Below are 14,796 nucleotides of genomic sequence, written 5' to 3'. Positions count from 1 at the left end.
CGACAGCGGCGCCAGCGGCGCCAGCGGCTACAGGGCTTTATCGCCACACGCGGCTGAGCCGCGCTAACGCGGATTTGATATCCGCTTCGGGCACGGCTGCGAACCCGAGCACCAGCCCGGCACGGTTATCCACAGGCTCGGTGGAGTGATGCAGCCAGTAGCGGCTCAAGCCGTTGATTTCCACACCCACCTCATTGGCTTGCGCCAACAGGGCTTGCTCGCGCTCAAGGCTACTGACCGCCACGGTCACGTGCAGGCCTGCTGCAATCGCCGGTAAATCCCCCAAGCCTTCCACCCCCTGCGGCCAATGCGCCATCAACGCATTGCGCCGACTGATGGCAGCACGGCGCATGCGCCTGATATGACGCTGAAAGTGCCCACTGGCCATGAACTCAGCCATCACGGCCTGAGTACTGACTTCCGAGTGACGCATATCCAACGAACGACGCTGAGCGAAAGGCTCGATCAGGGCGTTGGGCAGCACCAAATACCCTAAACGCAGCGCCGGAAACGCCACCTTGCCGAAGGTGCCTACATAGATCACTCGCCCTTGACGATCCAGCGCCGCCAGTGGCGACAGTGGTGCCCCGCTGTAACGGTACTCGCCGTCGTAGTCGTCTTCGACGATCCAGCCTTGGGTGTGCTCGGCCCAATCGAGTAGCTCCAGGCGCCTCGCCAGGCTCAGGGTCACACCTGAAGGGTACTGGTGAGAAGGCGTGACATACGCCAAACGGCAATTGGCCAGCCTCGCCAACAAGTCGCAGCGCATGCCCTCTTGATCGACCGGCACGCCCAGCACCTGCGCCCCTGCAATCGCAAACGCTTGCGCGGCAGCGTGGTAGCCCGGGTTTTCCACAGCCACGCCTTCGCCGGGCTCCACCAGCAACTGTGCACAAAGGCTAATTCCCTGTTGCGCGCCGCAGGTGATCAAAATTTGTTCAGCTGTGCAGGATAATCCCCGTGAAGCCCGTAAGTACGCTGCGATTAGCCCACGTAATCGCGCATCCCCCGCCGGGTCGCCGTAGCACAGTTGTTGTAAATCCGGTTTTCGCCAGAAACCCGCTTGCAGCTTGCTCCATACATCAAAAGGGAATAAGTCAAAGGCCGGAACGCCCACCCTAAAAGCCCGCGGAGGACCACTCGGCGGCAAGTCCAATGAGTGCCTGGCTACCTTGTGCAAAGCACTGCTGTGGATAACTTTACTGGATGTAATTACAGGTAAAACGGGGATTTTTGTGGATAAACCTGTGGGTAAGCCTGTTGGAAACCCTGTGGACAAGTTGGTGGACAACTTTTTCGGCAAGGCCGATTTATCGGGTAACTGCGCCACGTACGTGCCGTCCCCGATGCGTCCCTCGATAAAGCCTTCGGCGTACAGCTGATCGTAGGCGCGCACCACGCTATTGCGTGAAATGCCCAGCGCTGCAGCCAGATCGCGACTGGCGGGCAAACGCGCGCCGCTACTCAGCCGACCGTCCAGCACGCGCTCACGCAACGCGTGATACAGCTGTCGGCTCAGCCCCTTTTTGGGGTCAAGCTGGATACCCGCAGGGTTGAAAGCGATGGACAGTGCTGAATCCGACATAAATTGGACCTACGAAATTGACCGGGAGTGGCTCTTACAACAAGCCAATAGCCTGCCTAGGATGCAGGCATTCGCCAAGGAAATCTTCCATGTACGTACCCCGCGCCTTTGCAGAAAACGACCTCGAACGTTTGCATGCCCAAATCCTGGCAACTCCGCTACCCGTGGTCGTCACCCAAGGCGAGCAAGGTCTGGCAGCGAGTCACATCCCCTTATTGCTAAGCCCTGATGAAGGCAGCCACGGCACGCTCTATGGCCACTTGGCGCGCGCCAATGCGCAATGGCGCGCCTTGGCCGAGGGTGCTGAAGCAATGGTCATTTTTGCGGGTGAACAGGCTTACATCAGCCCGACCTTCTACCCCAGCAAAGCCGATCACGGGAAAGCCGTGCCGACATGGGACTACGTCGCCGTTCATGCTTACGGCAAGGCCACTGTTTTTGATGACGGCCCAGGCCTGTTGCGCGTGGTCACCCGGTTAAGCGAGCGCCATGAGGCCAATCGACCCCAACCGTGGGCGGTCAGTGACGCACCGCGCGACTACATCGACAGCCTGCTCAAGGCGATTGTCGGTTTCAGCCTGCCCATCAGCCGCCTCATCGGCCAACGCAAACTCAGCCAAAGCCGCAGCGCTGCCGATCAGGCGGGCGTGCGCGACGGCCTTTTGGCCAGTAATAACCCGCAAGACCACGCACTCGCTCATTTAATCACCAAGGAATAGCCCCATGACTCAGTCCCTTCAAATCAAACCCGCCACGGCGGCCGATCGTGACGCCTGGATGCCGCTCTGGCAGGCGTACCTGACGTTCTACAACACCACGCTGGGCGACGAAGTGAGCGAGAGCACATGGCAGCGCTTCATGGACCCGTCCGAACCCACCCATCTGGCCCTTGCCTGGCAAGGTGATGAGGCAGTGGGCATGGTGCAGACGGTCATTCATCGCTCTAACTGGAGCGTGGGTAATTCCTGTTACCTGCAAGACCTGTATGTCAGCCCGCAGGTGCGGGGTACCGGAGTGGGACGCCAGTTGATTGAGCACGTTTATGCCCACGCCCGCGCCCTTGATTGCGCCAAAGTGCATTGGCTGACGCAGGAAACCAATGCCACGGCGATTCGCCTGTATGAACGCATCGCAGATCGTCCCGGCTTCATTCAATTTCGTAACGTTTTGTCGTAATCAAGGAACGCGCCATGTCCGAATCTCTACAACACTGGCAACCGGCCGCAGCCCCGGATAGCAGAACCCTTGAGGGGATTTACATTCGCCTCGAAAAACTCGATCCGACCCGGCATAGCGACGATTTGTGGCTAGCCTTACAGGGACCAGCGAGTGATCCCAAGCTGTGGGATTACTTGCCTTATGGACCTTTCAGCGAACGCTCTGCATTTGATGAATGGCTGACAAAAAACGCCGCCAGCCGCGACCCGCATTTTTATGCAGTCATCGACAGCGCCGCTGAACAGGCCCAGGGCCTGCTCAGCCTGATGTGTATCGTGTCGGAGCACGGGCGCATCGAGATTGGCCATGTGGCATTTGGCGCCCCCATGCAGCGCTCGCCCAAAAGCACCGAAGCCGTCTACCTGCTGGCCAGAGAAGCCTTCAACTTGGGCAATCGTCGGTTGGAGTGGAAATGCAACAACGACAACGCGCGATCCAAACGTACTGCAGTACGATTGGGTTACACATTCGAAGGTGTTTTTCGCCAGCATATGGTAGTTAAAGGCAAAAACAGGGATACCACGTGGTACAGCATAATCAGTACGGAATGGCCCGCTATCGCCACCGGCTTTGAAAAATGGCTGGCACGTGATAACCAGCCAGTAAGCGGCCAAATCAAGACGCTGGAAGAATGCAGGGCAATGACTGTATAAAAAATGATCAGAACAGGCATCACCTCGACAACATGCCTTACCTTTCAATCGCCAACTTGGAGAATCCCCTACAACTACACGGCAACTTTCGCGTTTTATCATCAATAAATAACGCCACTTATCACGCATCGATGTAAGACGCTTCTTTAAATAAATGAAACCCGCGCAATGACTTAACGTTAATAAAACAGACTGTCGATGTACTGCTCGAACAGGTATTTACTCAATGTACGTTTTAACCACCGTTGCAGACTGCCGCTGCCTGCAACCCTGAGAGGCGTAGTGATAAACCCTCTTCGAGCAGACTTTCTGATGACCCATCGGGCCATTGCGGCGAGTGCAACATTAATTGGCCCGATAAACCTCCAACCGCAGCCGCGACCAAGGTGCTACCCACCCAAGCGGGTATCCAGTTGACGCTGTCTGCTGCCGCAATGGAAATCATCGCCCAGCTGCGTCGTACATCGGTGACGGATTCTGGCGCCACGGCGGGGTTCGGTCGCTTTACTCAAACCCCAAGGGCGCAAGCGATACGGTGCTGGTGGCGATGATTGATCAAGACGGGATCAGCAATTGGGTCAATGTGCCGGTTGATATGTTGAAACCACAAAGGTTGTCTCTGCGCCTGGATTGAGGCGGCAATGAGACTAAGAACAGGACGTTTTAACCGCGTCAGCCCTTGATACGTGTTGACCGCGCACAGGACGCGAGCAGCAGCGACACGCAGGGTGAACAGCGTGGCAGGAGCGCGCAAAAAAAAAGGGGAGCACGTGCTCCCCCGAGGTTTAAAGCGTTTGAATCAAAGGCGTATCAGGCTTCGATTTCGATCAGGATTTCGCCCGGGTTGACGCGGTCGCCTTTGATTACGTGGATGGTGACAATTTTTCCTGCAATGGCGGCCTGTACTTCAGTCTCCATTTTCATGGCTTCGGTGATCAGTACCGATTGGCCAGCCTTGACGGTGTCACCGACGCTGACCAACACATCGACGATGTTGCCAGGCATGGTGGTGCTGACGTGGCCCGGCTCGCTGGCTTGTTTGCGCTTGCCAATCGCGCTGCCGACAAATTCGTTGAGAGGCTCGAACACCACTTCTTCCGGCATACCGTCGATGGAGAGGTAGAAATGACGCTTGCCTTCGGCTTTCACACCCACCCCGGTGATGTCTACGCGGTAGCTTTCGCCGTGTACGTCGATCACGAACTCGGTCGGTACGCCCTCGCCACCCGCCTTGGTCACGCCGCCCGCTTCCGGGATCGGCAACAGGGCTTCCGGCACCAAGGCACCCGCCGCACGCTCTTCAAGGAATTTACGGCCGATGTCGGGGAACATGGCGTAGGTCAGCACGTCTTCTTCGGACGTGGCCAGCGCACCAATCTCACCGCGCAGTTTGACCATTTCCGGCTTGAGCAAATCGGCCGGGCGCACGTCGATCAGCTCTTCGTTGCCGATCGCCTGACGACGCAGCGTCTCGTTCACCACACCCGGCGCCTTGCCGTAGCCGCCTTGCAGGTAGAGCTTCACTTCGTTGGTGATGGTCTTGTAGCGCTCGCCCGCCAACACGTTGAAGAACGCCTGCGTACCCACGATTTGCGAGGTCGGTGTCACCAGCGGCGGGAAGCCCAGGTCTTCACGAACACGCGGGATTTCGGCCAGCACTTCGTTCATGCGGTTCAGCGCACCCTGCTCTTTGAGCTGGTTGGCCAGGTTGGAGATCATGCCGCCAGGCACTTGGTTGACCTGCACACGGGTATCAACGGCGGTGAATTCGCTTTCAAACTGGTGATACTTCTTACGCACGGCGTAGAAGTACAAACCAATTTCCTGCAACAGCGCCAAGTCCAGACCGGTGTCGTATTCGCTGCCTTTGAGGGCTGCAACCATCGATTCGGTGCCGGGGTGGCTGGTGCCCCAGGCGAAGCTGGAGATGGCCGTGTCGATGTGGTCAGCACCGTTTTCCACTGCTTTGAGCTGGCACATGGCTGCCAGACCGGCAGTGTCGTGGGAATGGATAAAAATCGGCAGGCTGATTTCAGCTTTCAGCGCCTTGACCAGATCACCCGTGGCGAACGGCGTGAGCAGGCCGGCCATGTCTTTGATGGCGACAGAATCGCAACCCATGGCTTCCATCTGCTTGGCCTGTGCCACGAACGCTTCGGTGGTGTGAACCGGGCTGGTGGTATAAGCGATGGTGCCCTGCGCATGCTTGCCAGCCGCCTTGACCGCTTCAATGGCAACCCGCAGGTTACGCACGTCGTTCATGGCGTCAAAGATGCGGAACACGTCGATGCCGTTGACAGCAGCCTTGGCCACAAAGGCTTTGACCACGTCGTCGCTGTAGTGGCGATAGCCCAACAGGTTTTGACCACGCAGCAACATTTGCAGACGTGTGTTGGGCAGTGCCGCGCGCAGTTGGCGCAGGCGCTCCCACGGGTCTTCCTTGAGGAAACGTACGCAGGCATCAAACGTGGCGCCGCCCCACACTTCCAGCGACCAGTAGCCGACCTTGTCGAGCTTGTCGCAGATCGGCAGCATGTCTTCGGTGCGCATGCGGGTAGCCAGCAACGACTGGTGGGCGTCACGCAGGATGGTGTCAGTTACAAAAATCTTCTTGGACATTCTTATGTTCCTCACAGGCCTGCGTGGGCGGCGATGGCGGCAGCGATGGCCAATGCCAGCTCTTCGGGTTTGCGCTTGATCGAGTAGTTGGTCAGTTCAGGATGGCTTTCAACGAAGCTGGTGTTGAACTGGCCGCTACGGAATTCCGGGTTACGCAGGATTTCCTGGTAGTACGCGGCTGTGGTTTTGACCCCTTGCAGGCGCATGTCGTCAAGGGCGCGCAAGCCACGGTCCATCGCCTCTTCCCAGGTCAGCGCCCACACCACCAGTTTCAGACACATGGAGTCGTAAAACGGCGGGATGGTGTAGCCGGTGTAGATCGCCGTATCTGTGCGCACGCCGGGACCACCGGGCGCGTAGTAGCGCGTGATCTTGCCGAAGCTGGGCAGGAAGTTGTTTTTCGGGTCTTCGGCGTTGATCCGAAATTGCAGGGCAAAGCCGCGGTGCTGAATATCTTCTTGCTTGATCGACAGCGGCAAGCCGGAGGCGATACGGATTTGTTCGCGAACGATGTCGATGCCGGTGATTTCTTCGGTGATGGTGTGTTCCACCTGCACCCGGGTGTTCATCTCCATGAAGTACACCTCGCCCTCGGCGAGCAGGAACTCCACGGTGCCAGCATTCTCATAGCCCACGGCCTTGGCTGCGCGCACTGACAGGTCGCCGATGTAGGCGCGCTGTTCCGGGGTCAGTTGGGGGCTTGGGGCGATTTCGATGAGCTTCTGGTTACGCCGCTGAATTGAGCAGTCGCGTTCGAACAGGTGCACCACGTTGCCAAAGCTGTCACCGAGAATCTGCGCTTCGATGTGCTTGGGGTTCACGATGCATTTTTCGAGGAAGACTTCGGCCGAGCCAAAGGCTTTGGTGGCTTCGGAAATCACGCGCGGGAACGCTTGCTCCAGCTCTTCACGGCTGTTGCAACGGCGAATGCCGCGACCGCCGCCACCCGAGGTGGCCTTGAGCATGACCGGATAGCCAATGCGCTCGCCTTCTTGCAACGCTTCGTGGATATCGGCCACGTTGCCTTCAGTGCCTGGCGTGACCGGGACACCGGCTTTGATCATGCTGCGGCGGGCTTCGGTCTTGTCGCCCATGCGGCGAATGACTTCAGCAGCCGGACCAATAAACTTGATGCCGCGCTCTGCACAGATGTCCGCTAATTCAGCGTTTTCTGACAAGAAACCGTAACCGGGGTGCAAGGCGTCACAGCCCGTTTCCACCGCCAGATTCACCAGTTTGCGCGGGTTCAAATAACCGGCCAGCGGATCTTCACCAATGCTATGCGCTTCGTCGGCGCGCTTGACGTGCAACGCATGCCGATCCGCTTCGGAATAGACCGCTACAGAGCGAATGCCCATTTCGGCGCAGGCGCGCACGATACGGACAGCAATTTCTCCGCGGTTGGCGATCAGGATCTTTTTTATCACTTGGATTTTTCCTAAAGCCCATGGAACAAACGACCTGCTAGACCAGGTCGGCACGTGTCCAAATGTGTCTGAACCGTTGTGTCGTCACACTAGACCTGCGCATTGATAAACAAAAATCAATATTTCTTGGGTCGTGCATAAGTAACCACTTATAGTCAGAGCACTTGCTGCTTCAGGAAAAACTATAAAAATGCGTAAGTCATTGATGCGTATCACTTTTCGCCAACTTCAAGTGTTCAATGAAGTCTGTGACCTGCGCTCGTACAGCCGTGCGGCAGAAGAAATGTCACTGACGCAACCCGCCGTAAGTCTACAAATTCGTCAGCTTGAAGAGCTGATCGGACAGCCGTTGTTCGATTATGTGGGCAAAAAACTGTACATGACCGAAGCCGCTGAAGCGCTTCAGCGTGCCAGTCGCGATATTTTTGGACGCTTGGAAAACCTCGATATGCAGTTGTCCGACCTGCTCGGTTCACTGCAAGGGCAACTGAAATTGGCGGTGGAATCCAGCGCAAAGTATTTCGTGCCACACCTGTTCGCGGCGTTCAAACGCCAGCATCCGGAAGTTAATTTGCAGCTCACGGTTGTGAACCGTGCACAAGCCGTGCGCAGGCTTTCAGACAACCGCGATGATCTGGTGATCATGTCGATGGTGCCGCTGGACCTGGGGCTGGAATTTTTGCCGTTTTTGAATAACCCGATTGTGGCCGTTGCCCCGCCCGACCATCCGTTGAGCCAGCGCGAAACCTTGCATTTGCAAGACCTGGAACCCTTCACGCTGTTAATGCGCGAGCAAGGTTCGGGCACGCGCATGGCGTGTGAAGAGTACTTCAAGGAGAAACGCGTGCACTTCAATCAAACGCTGGAGGTGGCCTCGACCGATGCCCAGCGTGAGTGCGCCGTCGCAGGGTTGGGCGTGGCGCTATTGACGCGCCACGCCGTCAGCCTGGAGTTGGCGACAGGTTTGCTGCGCGAGCTGCCCGTCGAGGAATTGCCGCTGTACCGCAGTTGGTGCGTGGTGCAGGCCAAAGCCAAGCGCCTGTCACCGGTAGCGCATGCATTTCTGGGGTTTATACGCAGCGAGCGTCTGCAAATCAGCGCGCTGGTTGAGCGCTTCGACGGCCATTTGCCGACGACGCTTGCCAATAGTTGATGGCGCTCAGGTCCGGGTAATCGGCTGTTTCCAGGCGCAATTGGCGCTGGTCCGTATGGTCTTCAATCGCGCGTCGGAAGGCCATGCGGCGCCGGTCTTCCTGTTGGCGGCGGGTTTTGACGGCGCTGTTGCGTTCTTCGTAAGGCTGGGCCATTTCGAGTCTCCCAAGGCGTGTACGGGAGCTTTACGATGGACTTGGTTTGTGACGAATTGGGGACGTTGAGATGACAGGTGCGTGAAAACGCTGCGTGCACCTGCTCTCTCTTCAGGAAGGAGAGCAGGTGGGGCTTTAATCTTCGATGTTTTTCAGCGATTTAGGCGAAAGGCGCAGGCTGCGCAAACTGCGTTTGACGCTTTTAAGGTGGTTGACCAGGCTCGGTCCACGCGCCATGGCCACGCCCATGGCCAGCACATCAATCACCACCAGGTGCGCAATGCGCGAGGTCAGCGGGGTATAAATTTCGGTGTCTTCGTGCACATCAATCGCCAGATTGACGGTCGCCAGTTCCGCCAGCGGCGTTTGGCTCGGGCACAAGGTAATCAGTGTCGCGCCGCTTTCACGCACCAAATTGGCGGTAATCAACAAATCCTTCGAGCGCCCGGACTGGGAAATGCATATCGCCACGTCGGTAGGCTTCAAAGTGACAGCCGACATCGCCTGCATGTGCGGGTCGGAATAGGCCGCAGCCGTCAGTAATAAACGGAAAAACTTGTGTTGGGCATCCGCCGCTACCGCACCCGACGCGCCAAAGCCATAAAACTCGACGCGCTGGGCCTGAGACATCGCTGTCACAGCACGCTGTAAAGCGACCGGGTCGAGTTTTTCGCGCACGTCCATCAGCGTATGGAGTGTGGTGTCGAAAATTTTAAGGCTGTAGTCAGCGACCGAGTCGTCCTCGTGGATCGCGAATTGGCCAAAGCTGGCACCCGCCGCAAGGCTTTGCGCCAGCTTGAGTTTCAGGTCCTGAAACCCAGAGCAACCGATCGCCCGGCAAAAGCGCACGATGGTGGGCTCACTGATACCAACGCTGTGGGCAAGGTCTGCCATGGAACTGTGCATTACAGCCGCAGGATCAAGCAGCACGTGATCGGCGACCTTGAGTTCCGATTTACGTAACAAGTGGCGAGACTGGGCGATATGTTGCAGCAAGTTCAAAGGGCAGGACTCGGTCTGAAAGGGTGGGATGCCAAGGATGTAGCAATCTTGTAGTTATACTACAAGAATTCGTTTTCTGCCCAACCAATCCATGACTAAAACCGCTGGCTTCTCCCCTATTCAGGCCGCCCGCGCTCTATGTAGCCCGTTTGAGCACTACAAAAAGACTACATCGCTGCGCAATAAATCGCCCAAAGCGGCGGCGTTAATTGGACGACTGATCAAATATCCCTGCACTTCGTCGCACTGTTGCGCCTTGAGAAATGCCAGTTGCGAGGCTTCTTCCACGCCTTCTGCCACGACCTTTAACTCAAGGCTATGGGCCATCGCAATGATCGCCTTGGTGATGGCTTCGTCTTCAGCGCAGCGCCCCACGCCTCGAATGAAGGTCTGGTCAATCTTGACGTAATCCACAGCAAACCGTTTGAGGTAGCTGAGGGAGGAATACCCGGTGCCGAAGTCGTCAATCGCCAGTTTGACGCCCAATTGATGCAACTGTTCAAAGGTCGAAATAATGGATTCGACGCTGTCGAGTAACTGGCTTTCCGTCAATTCAAGCTCCAGGTACTGCGGCGCCAGCCCTGATTCATCGAGCACCTGGCGCACGAGGCTGACCAGCTTGCCCTGTCGTAATTGGTGCACCGACAGATTGACCGACACCCGTATCGGCGCCAGCCCTTCGCGCTGCCATTGGCAGGCCTGCCGACACGCCTGGCGCAATACAAACTCGCCAATGGGACCGATCAGCCCCGTCTCTTCGGCCAGCCCGATGAAGTCGCCCGGCGGCACGCTGCCTAACTGTGGGTGGTCCCAGCGCACCAGCGCTTCGGCCCCGTGCAGACGGCCCGTCGCCAGGCACATTTTGGGTTGATAGAAGACCGTCAGTTGCTGTTCGGCAATCGCTTTGCGCAACTGGTTTTCCAGCTGCAAGCGCTCCAGGGTGCTGTGCTGCAAGCTGTGGCTGAAGAATTGAAAACTGCCACCGCCCAAATGCTTGGCCTGGAGCATGGCCTGATTGGACTGACTGACCAGCGTCGCGATGTCCCGCGCACTGTCGGGTAGCAGGCTGATCCCCATGGACGCGCTGATTACCAGTTCATGGCCATCAATCATAAGCGGCCGGCCCAGCTTGGCCAGCAGCCGTGTTGCGACCCGCGCCAGACTGGTGAGGCTGGCATAAGAATCAAACAACACTGCGAATTCATCCCCGGACAGCCGCGCGATGGTGTCGGCTTCAGGCAGCGCTTTGGTCAGGCGTCTGGCGACTTTGTGCAGTACCTGATCCGCCAGCTCTGGCCCAAGGCTGTCGTTGAGCAGCTTGAATCGATCCAGGTTGATGTACAACAGCGCAAGGTTACGCGCACCTTGGCGAGCCCGTTGATTGGCTTCTTCAAGCCGCTCCTTGAACAATAAGCGATTGGCCAGCCCGGTCAGCTCATCAAAGTGCGTGAGGTGGCGCACGCGGGCTTCGGAGCGGCGTCGCGCTGACAGGTCACTGACAAACGCCACGATATGACTGACGTGCCCGTCGTCGTCACGCACCACTTTCAATTGAAGCCACTGCGGGTACAACTCGCCGTTTTTGCGCGTTTCAACCAACTCACCCTGCCAGCGGTCCTGCTGCTCCAGCACCGGCCGAATGACCGGGAAGTGACGCAGTGCATCGCGGCTGCACGCCAGCTCACTCACGCATTGCCCCACCAGGTCTTCGACCGCATACCCGCTAAAGCGGCTGAAGGCCTGATTGACCGCCAACATCCTGTAGTCCGGATCGAGGATGACAATGCCTTCGCTGGCCGCTTCAAATACGGTGGCCGCCAGACGCCGCTGCTCGGGCTCGCGTAAACGCTCTGCAGCCGGGGACTGCACATCTGGCAGTGCCTGCAAAGGTTGAGCATTCCCACGACGGTGCTGATTGACTTGCCAGCCGACAACGCCCAGCAACGTCAGAAAAAAACCGAGTCCGGTGCCGATCAACACACCCGACGCGCTAAGACCCTGAATCATTGGCAATATTCTTATCAGTGGATGAGCCAAAAAAGTCGCCCGAGCATACACAAGCAATGCTCATGACCAAACTGAGACACGTCATTAAAAAGACGAAATGAGCCGTTGCGCTTTACGGATCAGATCCCGCTCTTTTAAAAGACTGGCGCTGAGCAGCGACAGACGGCCCGCCGGAACAGGATTGGCGTTTGCCCGGTTTGAGCCAGCACCCTAGAATGCCCCGATGCGCGAAGATCTCTCTCTCTTATTGAATTCCCTCAACGATGCCCAACGTCAGGCCGTCACGGCCAGTGTCGGGCGTCAGTTGGTTCTGGCCGGCGCAGGTTCCGGCAAAACCCGTGTGCTGGTGCACCGTATCGCCTGGTTGATCCAGGTCGAGAACGCCTCACCACACTCCGTCTTGTCGGTGACGTTCACCAACAAGGCCGCTGCCGAGATGCGTCATCGCATCGAACAGCTCATGGGGATCAACCCGGCTGGCATGTGGGTCGGTACGTTCCACGGGCTGGCGCATCGCCTGCTGCGTGCTCACTGGCAAGAAGCCGGGTTGAGCCAGACCTTCCAGATCCTCGACAGCGACGATCAGCAACGCTTGGTCAAGCGTGTGATTCGTGAGCTGGGGCTGGACGAACAGCGTTGGCCCGTGCGTCAGGCGCAGTGGTTTATCAACGGTCAAAAAGATGAAGGCCTGCGGCCGCAACATATTCAGGCCAGCGGCGATTTATTCCTGGCCACCATGCGCAGCATCTACGAAGCCTATGAGGCCGCGTGCCAGCGCGCAGGCGTGATCGACTTCTCCGAGCTATTGCTGCGAGCCCTCGACCTGTGGCGCGATAACCCGGGGCTGCTGGCGCACTACCAAAAGCGTTTCCGGCACATTCTGGTGGACGAGTTCCAGGACACCAACGCCGTTCAATATGCCTGGCTGCGTTTGCTGGCCAAGGGCGGCGACAGCTTGATGGTGGTCGGTGATGACGATCAGTCGATCTACGGCTGGCGTGGCGCCAAGATTGAGAATATCTACCAGTACTCCTCTGACTTTCCGGACGCCGAAACCATTCGTCTGGAGCAAAACTATCGCTCCACCGCGGGCATCCTCAAGGCCGCCAATGCCCTGATCGCCAATAACACAGGGCGCATGGGCAAAGAGCTGTGGACAGACGGCGGCGATGGCGAAGCGATCAATTTGTACGCGGCATTCAACGAGCACGATGAAGCCCGCTACGTGGTCGAGACCATCGAAAGCGCGCTGAAAACCGGTCTTGCCCATAATGACATTGCCATCTTGTACCGCTCCAACGCCCAGTCACGGGTTTTGGAAGAGGCGTTGTTGCGCGAGCGTATTCCTTATCGGATTTATGGCGGCCAGCGCTTCTTCGAACGCGCCGAGATCAAGAACGCCATGGCCTACCTGCGTTTGCTTGAAGGCCGTGGGAATGATGCAGCACTGGAGCGTGTAATTAACGTCCCGGCTCGCGGCATTGGCGAAAAAACGGTCGAAGCCATTCGTGAACACGCACGCCACAATGATGTGTCGATGTGGGAAGCCATGCGCCAGCTGATCGCCAATAAGGCGCTGCCTGGCCGAGCGTCGGGCGCCATTGCCGGCTTTATCGAACTGATCGAGAACCTCGCGGCAAAAGTCATGGAGATGCCCTTGCATCTGATGACCCAGACCGTTATCGAGCAGAGCGGGCTGATTGCCTACCATCAGGCTGAAAAAGGTGAGAAAGGCCAGGCACGGGTAGAAAACCTTGAGGAACTGGTCAGCGCTGCGCGCAACTTCGAGAACACTGAAGACGACGAAGAATTGACGCCATTGGCCGCATTCCTCGGCCACGCGTCGCTGGAAGCTGGCGACACTCAGGCGCAAGAGCACGAAGACGGCATCCAGCTGATGACCCTGCACAGCGCCAAAGGGTTGGAATTCCCTTATGTGTTCCTGGTGGGCATGGAAGAGGGCCTGTTCCCGCACAAGATGAGTCTTGAAGAGCCCGGCCGTCTTGAAGAGGAGCGGCGCCTGGCGTACGTGGGCATCACTCGGGCCATGCAGAACCTAGTGATGACCTATGCTGAGACACGACGCCTTTACGGTAGTGAGACCTACAACAAGGTTTCTCGATTCGTACGTGAAGTGCCAAAAGGCCTGATTCAGGAAGTGCGTTTGTCCAACAGCGTCAGCCGCCCTTTCGGCGGAGGTCAACAGCAGAGCGCCAGCACCCTATTTGGTGGTTCGCAGATTCCGGAAACCGAATTCAAATTGGGTCAGATGGTCAAGCATGCGGTGTTCGGTGAAGGGGTGATCCTCAATTTCGAGGGCTCCGGTGCGCAGGCCCGGGTGCAGGTCAACTTCTCCGAAGGCAGCAAGTGGCTGATGATGGGCTACGCCAAACTTGAGGCGGTCTGACAGCAACCCGACAGCCATCGGACGATAAGGTAGGCAACATGGGCTCAGGCTTTTTTTCTTCCTGGACATTCTGGGCCCTGTTGTCAGCCATGTTCGCGGCGCTGACAGCGATCTTTGCCAAGGTCGGCATCGAGAACGTCAACTCCGATTTCGCCACCTTGCTGCGTACCGGCGTGGTGCTGGTCAGCCTGGCGCTGATTCTTTACGCCACGGGCCAGTATCAACCGCTGAGTTCGATCGCCCCACGCAGCTACCTGTTTTTAGCGTTGTCGGGGCTGGCGACCGGGGCATCCTGGCTTTGCTACTTCCGCGCCTTGAAGCTGGGGCCCGCGTCACTCGTCGCCCCGGTGGACAAGCTCAGCGTGGTACTGGTGGCCATCATCGGTGTACTGCTGCTAGGTGAAAAACTCGACCTGCGGCAATGGGGCGGAATCGGCTTGATCACAGCGGGCGTGGTGATGCTGGCGCTGAAGCGTTAGAGACGCGGCACCGTGCGTGCCACTGAGTCGACAATCTGTCTTTTCAACGTGAACTACAAAATACAAAGAAACGTCTTACTCTAAATTAGGCA

General features: G+C 57.7%; 11 protein-coding genes and 1 pseudogene. 6 read left to right on the top strand and 6 right to left on the bottom strand.

Annotation, left to right across the window (positions count from 1 at the left end; genetic code table 11):
• Nucleotides 1-37 precede the first annotated feature (37 nt).
• Nucleotides 38-1,585 carry a MocR-like pyridoxine biosynthesis transcription factor PdxR gene (pdxR, locus tag HBN61_RS12395; RefSeq protein ID WP_170046882.1) on the bottom strand — a complete coding sequence of 516 codons (1,548 nt, stop codon included), beginning with the start codon at nucleotides 1,583-1,585 and terminating at the stop codon, nucleotides 38-40.
• A gap of 89 nt (nucleotides 1,586-1,674) precedes the next feature.
• Here pdxR and HBN61_RS12390 point away from each other — a divergent pair, with 89 nt between their 5' ends.
• The 3 genes from HBN61_RS12390 to HBN61_RS12380 are packed head-to-tail and all read left to right on the top strand — an operon-like array spanning nucleotide 1,675 to nucleotide 3,456.
• Nucleotides 1,675-2,304: an FMN-binding negative transcriptional regulator gene (locus HBN61_RS12390; protein WP_170046881.1), complete on the top strand. Its 630-nt coding sequence runs from the start codon at nucleotides 1,675-1,677 to the stop codon at nucleotides 2,302-2,304.
• A gap of 4 nt (nucleotides 2,305-2,308) precedes the next feature.
• Entirely contained in the window at nucleotides 2,309-2,761 is a 453-nt protein-coding gene (locus HBN61_RS12385; protein WP_170046880.1) for a GNAT family N-acetyltransferase, read from the top strand.
• 14 nt (nucleotides 2,762-2,775) lie between these two features.
• A complete protein-coding gene (locus HBN61_RS12380) occupies nucleotides 2,776-3,456 on the top strand; it encodes a GNAT family N-acetyltransferase (RefSeq protein ID WP_170046879.1) in 681 nt (226 codons plus the stop codon).
• Between the two features lie 810 nt (nucleotides 3,457-4,266).
• On the opposite strand, the gene oadA is transcribed toward HBN61_RS12380, so the two are convergent.
• Nucleotides 4,267-6,075, bottom strand: a complete 1,809-nt coding sequence (oadA, locus tag HBN61_RS12375) for a sodium-extruding oxaloacetate decarboxylase subunit alpha (protein ID WP_094991127.1) — start codon at nucleotides 6,073-6,075, stop codon at nucleotides 4,267-4,269.
• Between the two features lie 11 nt (nucleotides 6,076-6,086).
• Nucleotides 6,087-7,502, bottom strand: a complete 1,416-nt coding sequence (locus HBN61_RS12370; protein ID WP_094994097.1) for an acetyl-CoA carboxylase biotin carboxylase subunit — start codon at nucleotides 7,500-7,502, stop codon at nucleotides 6,087-6,089.
• 190 nt (nucleotides 7,503-7,692) lie between these two features.
• On the opposite strand from HBN61_RS12370, the gene HBN61_RS12365 reads away from it, so the two are divergent.
• On the top strand, nucleotides 7,693-8,655 hold the full coding sequence (locus HBN61_RS12365) for a LysR family transcriptional regulator (RefSeq protein ID WP_094994096.1): 963 nt from the start codon (nucleotides 7,693-7,695) through the stop codon (nucleotides 8,653-8,655).
• On the opposite strand, the gene HBN61_RS12360 is transcribed toward HBN61_RS12365, so the two are convergent.
• The 3 genes and pseudogenes from HBN61_RS12360 to HBN61_RS12350 all read right to left on the bottom strand — a co-directional run.
• Nucleotides 8,597-8,809 carry a PA3496 family putative envelope integrity protein gene (locus tag HBN61_RS12360; protein ID WP_094994095.1) on the bottom strand — a complete coding sequence of 71 codons (213 nt, stop codon included), beginning with the start codon at nucleotides 8,807-8,809 and terminating at the stop codon, nucleotides 8,597-8,599. The genes HBN61_RS12365 and HBN61_RS12360 overlap by 59 nt on opposite strands.
• Before the next feature lie 135 nt (nucleotides 8,810-8,944).
• Nucleotides 8,945-9,811 (bottom strand): transcriptional regulator HexR, encoded by an 867-nt coding sequence (locus HBN61_RS12355; RefSeq protein WP_047279049.1) that lies wholly within the window; start codon nucleotides 9,809-9,811, stop codon nucleotides 8,945-8,947.
• 156 nt (nucleotides 9,812-9,967) lie between these two features.
• Nucleotides 9,968-11,644, bottom strand: a pseudogene (locus HBN61_RS12350) (putative bifunctional diguanylate cyclase/phosphodiesterase); the annotation flags it as partial.
• 397 nt (nucleotides 11,645-12,041) lie between these two features.
• Between HBN61_RS12350 and uvrD the strand changes: the two are divergent.
• Together uvrD and HBN61_RS12340 are read left to right on the top strand one after the other, a co-directional pair.
• Entirely contained in the window at nucleotides 12,042-14,225 is a 2,184-nt protein-coding gene (gene uvrD / locus HBN61_RS12345) for a DNA helicase II (RefSeq protein ID WP_094994093.1), read from the top strand.
• Between the two features lie 38 nt (nucleotides 14,226-14,263).
• Complete coding sequence (locus HBN61_RS12340; protein WP_170046878.1) at nucleotides 14,264-14,704, top strand: EamA family transporter; 441 nt, start codon at nucleotides 14,264-14,266, stop codon at nucleotides 14,702-14,704.
• Nucleotides 14,705-14,796 lie beyond the last annotated feature (92 nt).

The organism is Pseudomonas sp. WS 5071, assembly GCF_012985765.1.
Taxonomy (GTDB): Bacteria; Pseudomonadota; Gammaproteobacteria; order Pseudomonadales; family Pseudomonadaceae; genus Aquipseudomonas; species Aquipseudomonas lundensis_A.
Note: the sequence above shows the minus strand (reverse complement) of the source record. Positions and strands in the feature narration are given on the sequence as shown.

Bases quoted from the DNA above. Each gene is read 5' to 3' on its own strand.
- HBN61_RS12385 (WP_170046880.1), top strand. From the start codon at position 2,309: ATGACTCAGTCCCTTCAAATCAAACCCGCCACGGCGGCCGATCGTGAC.
- HBN61_RS12365 (WP_094994096.1), top strand. From the start codon at position 7,693: ATGCGTAAGTCATTGATGCGTATCACTTTTCGCCAACTTCAAGTGTTC.
- oadA (WP_094991127.1), bottom strand. From the start codon at position 6,075: ATGTCCAAGAAGATTTTTGTAACTGACACCATCCTGCGTGACGCCCAC.
- pdxR (WP_170046882.1), bottom strand. From the start codon at position 1,585: ATGTCGGATTCAGCACTGTCCATCGCTTTCAACCCTGCGGGTATCCAG.
- HBN61_RS12390 (WP_170046881.1), top strand. From the start codon at position 1,675: ATGTACGTACCCCGCGCCTTTGCAGAAAACGACCTCGAACGTTTGCAT.
- HBN61_RS12360 (WP_094994095.1), bottom strand. From the start codon at position 8,809: ATGGCCCAGCCTTACGAAGAACGCAACAGCGCCGTCAAAACCCGCCGC.
- HBN61_RS12380 (WP_170046879.1), top strand. From the start codon at position 2,776: ATGTCCGAATCTCTACAACACTGGCAACCGGCCGCAGCCCCGGATAGC.
- uvrD (WP_094994093.1), top strand. From the start codon at position 12,042: ATGCGCGAAGATCTCTCTCTCTTATTGAATTCCCTCAACGATGCCCAA.
- HBN61_RS12340 (WP_170046878.1), top strand. From the start codon at position 14,264: ATGGGCTCAGGCTTTTTTTCTTCCTGGACATTCTGGGCCCTGTTGTCA.